At 64.3% G+C, this 11,155-nt stretch carries 11 protein-coding genes; 10 read left to right on the plus strand and 1 reads right to left on the minus strand.

The annotated features are described in order from the left end of the window. The first annotated feature begins 58 nt into the window (after positions 1-58). From tkt to DM373_RS14255, 9 genes are all read left to right on the plus strand, one after another. Positions 59-2,056, plus strand: a complete 1,998-nt coding sequence (gene tkt, locus DM373_RS14210; protein ID WP_110994173.1) for a transketolase — start codon at positions 59-61, stop codon at positions 2,054-2,056. A 130-nt stretch (positions 2,057-2,186) separates the two neighbouring features. Further along, positions 2,187-3,248 (plus strand): erythrose-4-phosphate dehydrogenase, encoded by a 1,062-nt coding sequence (epd, locus tag DM373_RS14220; RefSeq protein ID WP_110994175.1) that lies wholly within the window; start codon positions 2,187-2,189, stop codon positions 3,246-3,248. Positions 3,249-3,260: 12 nt separating this feature from the next. Next, the gene (locus DM373_RS14225) at positions 3,261-4,424 is read left to right on the plus strand and encodes a phosphoglycerate kinase (protein WP_110994176.1); all 1,164 of its coding nucleotides are present in this window, start codon (positions 3,261-3,263) and stop codon (positions 4,422-4,424) included. 32 nt (positions 4,425-4,456) lie between these two features. Next, positions 4,457-4,675, plus strand: a complete 219-nt coding sequence (locus DM373_RS14230) for a hypothetical protein (protein WP_110994177.1) — start codon at positions 4,457-4,459, stop codon at positions 4,673-4,675. Between the two features lie 158 nt (positions 4,676-4,833). Next, positions 4,834-5,163, plus strand: a complete 330-nt coding sequence (locus tag DM373_RS14235) for an MliC family protein (protein ID WP_110994178.1) — start codon at positions 4,834-4,836, stop codon at positions 5,161-5,163. A gap of 100 nt (positions 5,164-5,263) precedes the next feature. Beyond that, complete coding sequence (fba, locus tag DM373_RS14240) at positions 5,264-6,328, plus strand: class II fructose-bisphosphate aldolase (RefSeq protein ID WP_008093958.1); 1,065 nt, start codon at positions 5,264-5,266, stop codon at positions 6,326-6,328. Positions 6,329-6,561: 233 nt separating this feature from the next. Then, positions 6,562-8,679 (plus strand): putative bifunctional diguanylate cyclase/phosphodiesterase, encoded by a 2,118-nt coding sequence (locus tag DM373_RS14245; RefSeq protein WP_110994179.1) that lies wholly within the window; start codon positions 6,562-6,564, stop codon positions 8,677-8,679. A gap of 39 nt (positions 8,680-8,718) precedes the next feature. Further along, the gene (locus DM373_RS14250) at positions 8,719-9,219 is read left to right on the plus strand and encodes a M48 metallopeptidase family protein (protein ID WP_110994180.1); all 501 of its coding nucleotides are present in this window, start codon (positions 8,719-8,721) and stop codon (positions 9,217-9,219) included. Between the two features lie 14 nt (positions 9,220-9,233). Then, the gene (locus DM373_RS14255) at positions 9,234-9,536 is read left to right on the plus strand and encodes a winged helix-turn-helix domain-containing protein (RefSeq protein WP_110994181.1); all 303 of its coding nucleotides are present in this window, start codon (positions 9,234-9,236) and stop codon (positions 9,534-9,536) included. Positions 9,537-9,738: 202 nt separating this feature from the next. On the opposite strand, the gene DM373_RS14260 is transcribed toward DM373_RS14255, so the two are convergent. Then, positions 9,739-10,191: a GNAT family N-acetyltransferase gene (locus DM373_RS14260; protein WP_110994182.1), complete on the minus strand. Its 453-nt coding sequence runs from the start codon at positions 10,189-10,191 to the stop codon at positions 9,739-9,741. A 225-nt stretch (positions 10,192-10,416) separates the two neighbouring features. On the opposite strand from DM373_RS14260, the gene DM373_RS14265 reads away from it, so the two are divergent. Further along, positions 10,417-11,154 carry a substrate-binding periplasmic protein gene (locus DM373_RS14265; protein WP_110994183.1) on the plus strand — a complete coding sequence of 246 codons (738 nt, stop codon included), beginning with the start codon at positions 10,417-10,419 and terminating at the stop codon, positions 11,152-11,154. Position 11,155: the final 1 nt, after the last annotated feature.

Genomic DNA, 11,155 nt, shown 5'->3' on the forward strand with positions numbered 1-11,155 from the left:
GCGAAAATGGCCGCCTTTTTTCGTTTCACTATCTATTCAAGCCCCAGGAGACTCAGCGATGCCCAGCCGTCGTGAACGTGCCAACGCCATTCGTGCCCTCAGCATGGATGCCGTGCAAAAGGCCAACAGCGGCCACCCAGGTGCCCCCATGGGCATGGCGGATATCGCCGAAGTGCTTTGGCGCGACTACCTGAAGCACAACCCGAGCAACCCGAACTTCGCCGACCGTGACCGCTTCGTGCTGTCCAACGGCCACGGCTCGATGCTCATCTATTCGCTGCTGCACCTGACCGGCTACGACGTCACCATCGACGACCTCAAGGCGTTCCGTCAGCTGCACAGCCGCACCCCGGGCCACCCGGAGTTCGGTTACACCCCTGGCGTCGAAACCACCACCGGTCCGTTGGGCCAGGGCCTGGCCAACGCCGTGGGCTTCGCCCTGGCAGAAAAAGTGCTGGGCGCCCAGTTCAACCGTGAAGGCCACAACATCGTCGACCACAACACCTACGTGTTCCTCGGCGACGGCTGCATGATGGAAGGCATCTCCCACGAAGTCGCCTCGCTGGCCGGCACCCTGGGCCTGAACAAGCTGGTTGCCTTCTATGACGACAACGGCATCTCCATCGACGGCGAAGTGGAAGGCTGGTTCACCGACGACACGCCAAAGCGCTTCGAGTCCTACGGCTGGCTGGTGATCCGCAACGTCGACGGCCATGACGCCGACGAGATCCGTACCGCGATCGACACCGCACGCAAGAGCGACCGTCCGACCCTGATCTGCTGCAAGACCATCATCGGCTTCGGCTCGCCGAACAAGCAGGGCAAGGAAGACTGCCACGGCGCACCGCTGGGCAACGACGAAATCGCCCTGGCCCGCAAGGAACTGAACTGGAACCACGGCCCGTTCGAAATCCCGGCCGACATCTACGCCGAGTGGGATGCCAAGGCCCTGGGCGCCAAGGTCGAAGCCGAGTGGGACCAGCGTTTCGCTGCCTACGCCGGCGCCTTCCCTGAACTGGCCAGCGAGCTCAAGCGTCGCCTGAGCGGTGAGCTGCCGGCGGACTTCGCCGAGAAAGCGGCTGCCTACATTGCCGAAGTCGCGGCCAAGGGCGAAACCATCGCCAGCCGTAAAGCCAGCCAGAACACCCTCAATGCGTTCGGCCCGCTGCTGCCAGAGTTCCTCGGTGGTTCGGCTGACCTGGCCGGCTCCAACCTGACCCTGTGGAAAGGTTGCAAGGGCGTCAGCGCTGAAGATGCCAGCGGCAACTACATGTACTACGGCGTGCGCGAATTCGGCATGACCGCGATCATGAACGGCGTTGCCCTGCACGGCGGCCTGGTGCCCTACGGCGCCACCTTCCTGATGTTCATGGAGTACGCCCGCAACGCCGTGCGCATGTCGGCACTGATGAAGCAGCGCGTGATCCACGTCTACACCCACGATTCCATCGGCCTGGGCGAAGACGGCCCGACCCACCAGCCGATCGAGCAACTGACCAGCCTGCGCAGCACGCCGAACCTGGACACCTGGCGCCCGGCCGACGCGGTCGAATCCGCGGTGTCCTGGAAGTGCGCCCTGGAGCGCAAGGACGGCCCGTCGGCGCTGATCTTCTCGCGCCAGAACCTGCAGCACCAGGATCGCGACGCCCAGCAGATCGCCGACATCGCCCGTGGCGGTTACGTGCTCAAGGACTGCGCCGGCGAGCCTGAGCTGATCCTGATCGCCACCGGCTCCGAAGTGGGCCTGGCTGTTCAGGCGTTCGACAAGCTGAGCGAGCAGGGCCGCAAGGTCCGCGTGGTGTCGATGCCAAGCACCAGCGTGTTCGACGCCCAGGACGCTGCGTACAAGCAGTCGGTACTGCCGCTGCAAGTGGGCGCGCGTATCGCCATCGAAGCCGCCCACGCGGACTTCTGGTACAAGTACGTCGGCCTCGAAGGCCGCGTCATCGGCATGACCACCTACGGTGAGTCGGCGCCGGCTGCCGCGCTGTTCGAAGAATTCGGCTTCACCCTGGACAACATCCTGGGTACCGCTGAAGAGCTGCTGGAAGACTGATGTATCCGGGAGGCCGTGTGCCTCCCGCCTGATCGCGGGGCAAGCCCGCTCCCACAAGGCATCCCGGTGCCTTGTGGGAGCGGGCTTGCCCCGCGATGGTCGTTCAACGCACTTGCCACGTGAGTATCGAATGCCCCACCCGCGTCCCTACAAAGTTGCACTCAACGGTTACGGCCGCATTGGCCGCTGTGTCCTGCGCGCACTGTTCGAGCGTGGGGCGAAGGCCGGTTTCGAGATCGTTGCACTGAACGACCTGGCCGATCAGGCCAGCCTGGAATACCTGACCCGCTTCGACTCCACCCACGGGCGTTTCCCCGGTGAGGTGAAGGTCGATGGCGACTGTCTGCATATCAATGGCGACTGCGTGAAAGTGCTGCGCAGCGCCACCCCCGAAGGCATCGACTGGGGCGCCCTGGGCATCGACCTGGTGCTCGAGTGCACCGGCGCCTACAACACCCGCGCCGACGGCCAGCGCTTCCTCGATGCCGGTGCACCGCGCGTGCTGTTCTCGCAGCCCATGGCCAGCGAGGCCGACGTCGATGCCACGGTGGTCTTTGGGGTGAATCAGGATTGCCTGACCGGCAGCGAGCTGCTGGTGTCGAACGCCTCCTGCACCACCAACTGCGGCGTGCCGCTGCTGCGGGTGCTGGACCAGGCCTTCGGCATCGAGTACGTGCAGATCACCACGATTCACTCGGCGATGAACGACCAGCCGGTGATCGACGCCTATCACCACGAAGACCTGCGCCGCACCCGTTCGGCGTTCCAGTCGGTGATCCCGGTGTCCACCGGGCTTGCGCGCGGCATCGAACGCCTGCTGCCGGAACTTGCCGGGCGAATCCAGGCCAAAGCGGTACGCGTGCCGACCGTCAACGTGTCGTGCCTGGACATCACCCTGCAGACCGCCCGCGACACCAGCGCGGCCGAGGTCAACCGGGTGTTGCGCGAGGCCGCCCTGGATGGCCCGCTCAAAGGCCTGCTGGCCTACACCGAGCTGCCCCACGCCAGCTGTGATTTCAACCATGACCCGCATTCGGCCATCGTCGATGCCAGCCAGACCCGCGTTTCCGGCCCTCGCCTGGTGAACCTGCTGGCCTGGTTCGACAACGAATGGGGGTTCGCCAACCGTATGCTCGACGTTGCCGAACATTATCTGCACGTCGTCCACCCCACCCGCAGCAAACAGCCCTGAAGGACTGCATTCATGACCGTGTTGAAGATGACCGACCTCGACCTGCAAGGTAAGCGCGTACTGATCCGCGAAGACCTCAACGTGCCTGTGAAGGACGGTGTGGTTGCCAGCGATGCGCGTATCCTGGCCGCGCTGCCGACCATCAAGCTGGCCCTGGAGAAGGGCGCGGCGGTAATGGTCTGCTCGCACCTGGGCCGCCCGACCGAAGGCGAGTTCTCGGCCGAGAACAGCCTCAAGCCGGTCGCCGACTACCTGAGCAAGGCCCTGGGCCGCGAGGTACCGCTGGTTGCCGACTACCTCGACGGTGTCGAAGTGAAGGCCGGTGACCTGGTGCTGTTCGAAAACGTGCGCTTCAACAAGGGCGAGAAGAAGAACGCCGACGAGCTGGCGCAGCAGTACGCTGCCCTGTGCGATGTGTTCGTGATGGACGCTTTCGGCACCGCTCACCGCGCCGAAGGTTCCACCCACGGTGTCGCCAAGTTCGCCAAGGTCGCGGCTGCCGGCCCGCTGCTGGCCGCCGAGCTGGACGCCCTGGGCAAGGCCCTGAAGGCCCCGGCCAAGCCGATGGCCGCCATCGTCGCCGGTTCCAAGGTGTCGACCAAGCTGGACGTGCTGAACAGCCTGAGCACCGTGTGCGACCTGCTGATCGTCGGCGGCGGCATCGCCAACACCTTCCTCGCCGCTGCCGGTCACCCGGTGGGCAAGTCGCTGTACGAAGCCGACCTGGTCGACACCGCCAAGGCCATCGCCGCCAAGGTCAATGTGCCGCTGCCGGTCGACGTGGTGGTCGCCAAGGAATTTGCCGAAAGCGCCGAAGCCACCGTCAAGGCGATCGCCGACGTGGCGGCTGACGACATGATCCTCGACATCGGCCCACAGACCGCTGCCAACTTCGCCGAACTGCTGAAGTCGTCGCAGACCATCCTGTGGAACGGCCCGGTCGGTGTGTTCGAGTTCGACCAGTTCGGCAACGGCACCAAGGTGCTGGCCCAGGCCATCGCCGACAGCGCCGCGTTCTCCATCGCCGGTGGTGGCGACACCCTGGCCGCCATCGACAAATATGGTGTCGGCGCGGATATCTCCTACATTTCTACCGGTGGTGGCGCGTTCCTCGAATTTGTCGAGGGCAAGGTGCTGCCGGCTGTGGCGATTCTCGAAGAGCGGGCCAAGGCCTGAGTACGAAGGCGCCTGGCAAAGGGAGCGACCTGATGGTCAAGCAATTGCCTGTGATGATCGTGGCCTTGTTGCTGGGCGCTTGCGCCAGCGACAAGGGCGCGGACGGCGAGCCGTCGCAGAGCCACAAGGGCGGCTGCTATCAGTCCCAGTGGCAGGCCGAGACGGTACCGGTGATCAACAAGCGCCTGGGCCCGGACGGCCTGGAAAAGTATGACGACGAGCACCAGCGCAAGGCGCCGGGCTGCCCTTGATCGGGCCGCAGGCAACCTAACTGGGGTTTCGTGGTCTTGGACATTGGGTCTGCCGTTGCGGCCCCATCGCGGGGCAAGCCCGCTCCCACGTTGTATGCGTGGGAGCGGGCTTGCCCCGCGATGGGGCCGATACAGCAGGCTTGCTACGAGGATGTGTAATGAAAGCGCTTCTGGCCGCACTGGCCCTGGCGACCCTGGCAGGCTGCTCGCTGTTGCAGCCGGCACCCGCCCCGGTGGCGGACAACTGGACCCGTTGGGTCTGCGACAGCCAGGCCGAGGTGCTGTGGCGCTTCGCTGATGTGAAACAGGATGCGGTCGACGTGCGCCTTGGCGGCGGCGACCAGGTCTACCGGCTCAAGTCCGAGCCGGGCGCCTCGGGCGCGCTGTACAGCGATGGCGTGCTGGCCTTCCACACCAAGGGCCAGGAAGGCCTGGTGTACTGGGTGGCGACCAACGATCTGATTGGGCGGGGCTGCAAGGCACCGTGACTGGCCGGGCCGCCACGGTGGCCCACACTACTTGAACAGCAACCGCCCCTGCGGCAGGCTTGCACGAAACAAACGACGCTTGTCGGGAGAGAGATACACCATGGCACTCATTAGCATGCGCCAGATGCTGGACCACGCCGCCGAGTTCGGTTACGGCGTCCCAGCTTTCAACGTCAACAACCTCGAGCAGATGCGCGCCATCATGGAAGCCGCCGACAAGACCGACTCTCCGGTCATCGTCCAGGCTTCCGCCGGTGCCCGCAAATACGCCGGTGCTCCCTTCCTGCGCCACCTGATCCTGGCGGCCATCGAAGAGTTCCCGCACATTCCGGTGTGCATGCACCAGGACCACGGCACCAGCCCTGACGTGTGCCAGCGCTCCATCCAGCTGGGCTTCAGCTCGGTCATGATGGACGGCTCGCTCGGTGAAGACGGCAAGACCCCGACCGACTACGAGTACAACGTCCGTGTTACCCAGCAGACCGTTGCCATGGCCCACGCCTGCGGCGTTTCGGTAGAAGGCGAGCTGGGCTGCCTGGGTTCGCTGGAAACCGGCATGGCCGGTGAAGAAGACGGCATCGGCGCCGAAGGCGTGCTCGATCACAGCCAGATGCTGACCGACCCGGAAGAAGCGGCCGACTTCGTCAAGAAGACCCAGGTCGACGCCCTGGCCATCGCCATCGGCACCAGCCACGGCGCCTACAAGTTCACCAAGCCGCCTACCGGCGACGTGCTGGCGATCGACCGCATCAAGGAAATCCACAAGCGCATCCCCAACACCCACCTGGTGATGCACGGTTCCTCCTCGGTACCGCAAGAGTGGCTGGCGATCATCAACCAGTACGGCGGCGACATCAAAGAGACCTACGGCGTACCGGTCGAAGAAATCGTTGAAGGCATCAAGCACGGCGTGCGCAAGGTCAACATCGACACCGACCTGCGCCTGGCCTCCACCGGCGCCATGCGTCGCCTGATGGCGCAGAACCCAAGCGAGTTCGACCCACGCAAGTTCTTCGGTGAAACCGTCAAGGCCATGCGTGACGTGTGCATCGCCCGCTACGAAGCCTTCGGCACCGCCGGCAATGCCTCGAAGATCAAGCCGATCTCCCTGGAAGGCATGTTCCAGCGTTACCTGAAGGGCGAGCTGGCTGCCAAGGTCAACTGATCCGTTGCTAGTCGCTTGAAGAAACCCGCAGAGATGCGGGTTTTTTTATGCCTGCAACAATCGAGCGACAGATGAGGAATATCCCCACATAACCTACAGCCATACCGTTAGTCGGCTAACATCAATTTCGATGGCGCTTAGCCATCTACCCGCGTTGCGTCTTCGGTCGCCCTGTCTAGAGTAAAGATCGGATCCAATAGCGGGCCAGGGTCGGTCTAAACATGGGAAGCAGCATGGATGTCGCTCACACACAACCTCCGGACAGTCGGTCGGTGCTACTGGTCGTAGACGATTATCCAGAGAACCTCATCAGCATGCGGGCGTTGCTGGCCCGGCAGGATTGGCAGGTGTTGACCGCCAGCTCAGGGATGGAAGCCCTGAGCGCGCTGCTCGAACACGAAGTCGACCTGGTCTTGCTCGACGTGCAGATGCCCGAGATGGACGGCTTCGAGGTCGCCCGGCTGATGCGCGGCAGCCAGCGCACGCGGCTGACCCCGATCATTTTCCTCACCGCCAACGAGCAGTCCGATGCCGCTGTCCTCAAGGGCTATGCCAGTGGCGCGGTGGACTACCTGTTCAAACCCTTCGACCCGCAAATCCTCAAGCCCAAGGTGCAGGCCCAGCTGGACCAGCAGCGCAACCGGCGCATGCTGCAGCGCCTGACCCGCGAACTGGAGTCGGCACGGGCCTTCAACGCATCGATCCTGGAAAACGCCGCCGAGGGCATCCTGGTGGTCGACGAGGCGGGCACCATCGGCTTTGCCAACCCCGCCATCTCGCGGCTGCTCAATGCGCCGGTGGACACCTTGCAGGGCGCCCACGTGCTGGACTTGATCCAACTGCCTTGCGCCAGCCTGTGGCGCGAGTCGGACTTCTACCAGGCGTATCTGGGCAGGCAGATCTTCCGCGTGCATGACGCCCAGTTGCGCACCGTCTCCGGCCAACTGGTGCCGGTGGCGCTGTCCTGCGCGCCTTTGCCCGCCGAGCAGCGGGCCATGGTAGTGACGGTGCTGGACATGTCGGTGGTGCGCAGCCTGCATCAACAGCTTGAGTACCAGGCGGTGACCGACCCATTGACCGGCCTGCTCAACCGCCGTGGCTTCTATCAGGCCGCCGAAGGCGCGTTGCTGCGCAACGAGCGCTCGGACAAGGCCCGGGCCCTGATGTACATGGACCTGGACGGCTTCAAGCGGATCAACGACCTGCTTGGCCACGAAGCCGGCGACAAGGTGCTGCGCTGGGTGGGCGAGCAGCTCAAGGATTGCCTGGGTAACGAAGCGCTGCTGGCGCGCATGGGCGGCGATGAGTTCACTGCGCTGTTCGACGGGCTGCCGTACCCGGAGCAGGCCGGGCGCTTCGCCGAGAAACTGCTGGAGCGCCTGTCGGGCCTGCAGGAAGTGGATGGGCTGGAGGTCAGCCTGGGGGTGAGCATCGGCATTGCCACCTACCCCGATTGCGGCTCCAGCGTCGAAGGCTTGCTGCGCGCGGCGGATGCTGCGATGTACGCCGCCAAGCAGGCCGGGCGCCAGCAGTACCGTTTCTATGACCAGGAGCTCAATGGCCGGGCGCGCTCGCGGCTGATGCTCGAAGATGGCGTGCGCGCGGCCATCGAGCAGAACGACTTCAACCTGGTCTATCAACCGCAGGTGGCGTTCGGCGATGGTCAATTGCGGGGCTTCGAAGCCTTGCTGCGCTGGAAGCACCCGAGTGTCGGCGATGTACCGCCGGGGTTGTTCATCCCCTTGCTCGAAGAAGCGCGGCTGATCAATCGCCTGGCCAGCTGGATTTACCGCAAGGGCGCTGCCCAGCGCAAGGAGTGGGGGGCGCGCTTCGGGGCCCGGCTGGTACTGGCCATCAGCCTGAGCCGCGCCCAGTTCGCCATGCCGGGCCTTGCCGACGAACTGGCGCGGGTGATCGACGAATATGCCCTGTTGCCTGCCCAGCTGGAGGTCGAGGTGGCCGAAACCTCGCTGATGTACAACATCGACGCGGCGGTGAAGCAGGTGAATCGGCTGCGCGAAATGGGCATCCGCGTGGCGCTGGACGACTTCGGTGCGGGTGACTGCTCGCTGCGCATGCTGCGCGACCTGCCCATCGATACCCTCAAGCTCGACCGTCACCTGGTGGCGCGGCTGCCGGATTCGGTGGCCGACATTGCATTGGTACGCAGTGTCATCGAGCTGTGCGCGGCCTATGGCATCACCGTGATTGCCGAGGGCGTGGAGACGCAGGCGCAGGCGCAATGGCTCAAGGGCGCGGGTTGTGCCTACGTGCAGGGGTTTTTGGTGGCAAGGCCGATGACCGCCGCCGATGCCGGCGACTTCCCGGCGGTATTCCCTTGGGGCGAGTGATTGGTAAACTCGGCTCCCTTTACCCCGATCTGCACCCTGATGACCGCCTTACGCTACCTGCAAGCCTACCCGCCGCATCTACAGGATCAGGTGCGACAACTGATCGCCAGCGGCCGCCTGGGCGCCTACCTGGAGCAACGCTATGCCGAGCGGCATACGGTCCAGAATGACAAGGCGTTGTACGGCTACGCGCAGGATCTCAAGCAGGAATACCTGCGCAGCGCGCCGCCGCTGGACAAGGTGCTGTTCGACAACCGCCTGGACCTGACCCATCGCGCGCTCGGCTTGAACACCGCGGTGTCGCGGGTACAGGGCGGCAAGCTCAAGGCCAAGAAAGAGATCCGCATCGCCTCGCTGTTCAAGGAGGCGGCGCCGCAGTTCCTGCGCATGATCGTGGTGCACGAACTGGCGCATCTCAAGGAGCGCGACCACAGCAAGGCCTTCTACCAGCTCTGTCAGCACATGGAGCCGGACTACCACCAACTGGAATTCGACCTGCGCGTCTACCTGACTTATCGGGAGCTGCCGGGCAACACCTGAGGGACAAGCACCAGATGACCACGGAAGTGAGCAAGACCCGCAGCAGTTTCTACCGCCGCCTGTACGTGGCCTGGCTGATCGACAGCCAGACCGCCACCAGCGTGCCGGCGCTGATGGAGGCCACCGGCATGCCCCGGCGCACCGCCCAGGACACCATCGCTGCGCTGGCCGACCTGGACATCGTCTGTGAGTTCGAGCAGCAGAGCGGCGCCCGCAACCATGCCGGGCATTACCGCATCCGTGACTGGGGGGCGATCGACAAGCAGTGGATCATCCAGCATCTGCGCCAGATCAGGGATGTGCTGGGTTATCCGTGATTTCACCGCGGTACTGGTGGCCGGGATTGACTCACTGTAGGAGCGGCCTTGTGCCGCGAAAGGGTCGCGAAGCGGCCCCAGTTTTCAGCTACGCAACAAAAATCGCTGGGGCCGCTATGCGGCCCTTTCGCGGCGCAAGGCCGCTCCTACAGAGGACGTGCAAGTTCATTGTGTGGGCTTGCCGGCGCGCCCCCCAGTAGTTTCAACCCTTGCGCATGCCGATATGGGGAATGTCGTCTTCCAGATACTCCTCGCCCACCGCCACGAACCCGTGTGTGGCATAGAACGCCTGCAAATGCGCCTGCGCCGACAGGTACACCGGAACACCTGGCCAGCAATGCCCGGCCGCTTCCAACCCCTTCATCAAAAGCGGGTGGCCCAGTTTCAGGCCGCGCACTTCGGGTGAGGTCACCACCCGCCCGATGACCACGTCGCCACCCTGTGATTGCGGGTCGAGCAGGCGCAGATAGGCCACCAGCTTGTCGTCCTGCCAACCCATCAGGTGCAGGGTGTCGCCGCTCAGGTCCTGCCCGTCGACTTCCTGGTAGGCACAGCGTTGCTCGACCACGAACACGGCCGTACGCAGTTGCAGGACGGCATACAGCTGTTCCTTGCCGAGGTCGCTGTGGTGTTTGCAAATCCACTCGATGGACATGGGGTATGGGCTCCTTGTATGGGCGCTCGATCATCGCAAATCCGGCCGCTGCGCACGAGCCTGGCTTTGCTGCAAATCACGTCAGATGCCGTTCGGCCAAAATAGAGGCTAAATGACATTATTGTCCGCTGTCGCCGGGATGCGGCTTGTGTAATCTGCAAGATCTGTTGTGAGTAGAGATCGCCATCTTCAGCGTGGGGCCCCCAACTGCGAAAGGATTTGAGCATGCGGCCACTGCTTTGCGTTCTTGGAATACTGGGTGTGTTGTGCGCGATGCCGGCAGTCGCCCAGGAGAAACTGCGACTGGTGGCCGACAGCTGGCCGCCCTTTACCGACGCCGCCATGCCTGGCGGTGGCCTGGCCACCAGCATCGTCACCACGGCGCTGAACCGTGCAGGTTTCGCCACTTCGTTCGAGGAAGTGCCCTGGGCCAGGGCGCTCATGGGCATTGGCGAGGGGCGTTACGATGTACTGGTCAACGCCTGGTACAACGATGAGCGCACGCGCATCGGCGCGTTCTCCGGCCCCTACCTCATCAATCGCATCCGCCTGCTCCAGCGCCAGGGCGAAGGCTTCGTCTTCAAGCGTCAGGCCGACCTCTACCCCTACACCATCGCCGTGGTGCGCGACTATGCCTACTCACCGGGCTTCGACAGCGACGAGCGTCTGAACAAAGTGCCGGTGCGCAGTTTCTCGTCGGCGGTGCGGATGCTCGCGGCCGGGCGGGTCAACCTGACGGTGGAGGACGAGTACGTGGCGCGTTACAACCTGCAGCGCGAACCGCAGCAGGTGCGCGATGGGGTGAGCTTCGTCGACCCGCCGCTGAGCGAGAACAGCCTGCACATTTTGGTCAGCCTCAAGCACCCGGAGCACCGGCAGGTGGTGGCACGGTTCGAGAAGGCCATCGCCGCGATGAAGGCCGATGGCAGCTACGCCCGGTTGTTGCGCCAGCACGGCTTCTGAT

Source organism: Pseudomonas sichuanensis (assembly GCF_003231305.1).
In the GTDB taxonomy this organism is placed as follows: Bacteria; Pseudomonadota; Gammaproteobacteria; order Pseudomonadales; family Pseudomonadaceae; genus Aquipseudomonas; species Aquipseudomonas sichuanensis.

Coding starts and splice junctions, on each gene's coding strand:
- DM373_RS14250 (WP_110994180.1), top strand. CDS start 8,719: ATGACCGCCTTACGCTACCTGCAAGCCTACCCGCCGCATCTACAGGAT.
- fba (WP_008093958.1), top strand. CDS start 5,264: ATGGCACTCATTAGCATGCGCCAGATGCTGGACCACGCCGCCGAGTTC.
- DM373_RS14255 (WP_110994181.1), top strand. CDS start 9,234: ATGACCACGGAAGTGAGCAAGACCCGCAGCAGTTTCTACCGCCGCCTG.
- DM373_RS14225 (WP_110994176.1), top strand. CDS start 3,261: ATGACCGTGTTGAAGATGACCGACCTCGACCTGCAAGGTAAGCGCGTA.
- DM373_RS14235 (WP_110994178.1), top strand. CDS start 4,834: ATGAAAGCGCTTCTGGCCGCACTGGCCCTGGCGACCCTGGCAGGCTGC.
- DM373_RS14265 (WP_110994183.1), top strand. CDS start 10,417: ATGCGGCCACTGCTTTGCGTTCTTGGAATACTGGGTGTGTTGTGCGCG.
- DM373_RS14260 (WP_110994182.1), bottom strand. CDS start 10,191: ATGTCCATCGAGTGGATTTGCAAACACCACAGCGACCTCGGCAAGGAA.
- epd (WP_110994175.1), top strand. CDS start 2,187: ATGCCCCACCCGCGTCCCTACAAAGTTGCACTCAACGGTTACGGCCGC.
- tkt (WP_110994173.1), top strand. CDS start 59: ATGCCCAGCCGTCGTGAACGTGCCAACGCCATTCGTGCCCTCAGCATG.
- DM373_RS14245 (WP_110994179.1), top strand. CDS start 6,562: ATGGATGTCGCTCACACACAACCTCCGGACAGTCGGTCGGTGCTACTG.
- DM373_RS14230 (WP_110994177.1), top strand. CDS start 4,457: ATGGTCAAGCAATTGCCTGTGATGATCGTGGCCTTGTTGCTGGGCGCT.